This is a genomic window from Streptomyces sp. NPDC102274 (assembly GCF_044766385.1).
In the GTDB taxonomy this organism is placed as follows: domain Bacteria; phylum Actinomycetota; class Actinomycetes; order Streptomycetales; family Streptomycetaceae; genus Streptomyces.
In genome coordinates this window covers 1-1,158 of sequence record NZ_JBIWLW010000152.1, presented here as the reverse complement: position 1 = coordinate 1,158, position 1,158 = coordinate 1, and the positions used below count along the sequence as shown (strand labels likewise).

General features: G+C 66.7%; 1 protein-coding gene. It reads left to right on the top strand.

Features of this window, described 5'->3' with window-relative positions; translation table 11 throughout:
* Window positions 1–1,158: acyltransferase domain-containing protein (locus ACIRQP_RS42500; RefSeq protein WP_403900853.1), on the top strand; the 1,158-nt coding region annotated here is incomplete at both ends.

The following is a 1,158-nucleotide window of genomic DNA, read 5'->3' as shown; positions in this document are numbered from 1 at the left end:
ACCACTGCCGAGGCGGTTGATGCTTTGCGTGCGCTTGCGGGGGGTCAGGTGTCGGCGGGTGTTTCGGCGGGTGTGGCTGTGGATGGTGGTCTGGCGGTGTTGTTCACGGGGCAGGGGTCTCAGCGGATTGGGATGGGGCGGGAGTTGTATGCGCGGTTCCCGGTGTTCCGGGATGCTTTTGATGAGGTGTGTGCGGCGTTGGAGCCGTATGTGCGTGTGCCGTTGGCGGCGGTGGTTTTTGCTGGGGAGGGGGGTGTGGATGCGGGGTTGGTTCATGAGACGGAGTTTGCGCAGCCTGCGTTGTTCGCGGTGGAGGTGGCGTTGTTCCGGTTGTGGGGGTCGTGGGGTGTGGTGCCTGGTGCGGTGGTGGGTCATTCGGTGGGTGAGTTGGTGGCGGCGTATGTGGCGGGGGTGTTGGGTCTGGGGGATGCGGCGCGGTTGGTGGCGGCGCGTGGTCGGTTGATGCAGGGGTGTGAGCGTGGTGGGGCGATGGTGTCGGTTGAGGCTTCGGAGCCGGAGGTGCTGGAGGTTCTGGCTGGTGTGGGGGGTCGGGTGTCGGTGGCGGGGCTGAATGGTCCTGCGCAGACGGTGGTCAGTGGGGATGCGGCTGCGGTGGCGGTGGTGGTGGAGCGTTTTGTGGGTCTGGGGCGGCGGACGCGGCGGTTGGAGGTGTCGCATGCGTTTCATTCGGCGCATATGGAGGTGATGTTGGCGGAGTATGGGCGGGTTGTGGAGGGGTGCTCGTTCGGTGCGCCGGTGATTCCGCTGGTTTCGACGGTGACGGGGCGGTGGGCCGGTGAGGGGGAGCTGGCGGATCCGGGGTATTGGGTGCGTCAGGTTCGTGATGCGGTTCGTTTCTTCGATGCGGTCCGTACGCTGGAGCAGGCGGGGGTCGTGCGTTATGTGGAGTGTGGTCCGGCGGGTGTTCTGTCGGCGATGGGTGCGGGGTGTGTGGAGGGTGAGGCGGTGTTCGTGGCGTCCCAGCGTGCCGCCCGGAGTGCCGAGGGGCCTGTTGATGAGGTCCGTACGCTGGTTCAGGCGTTGGGGGCGTTGTATGTCTCGGGCCAGGACATTGCCTGGGACCGAGTCCTGGACGGCGGGACACCCGTCGACCTGCCCACCTACGCCTTCCAACGCCGCCACTACTGGATCGAACCG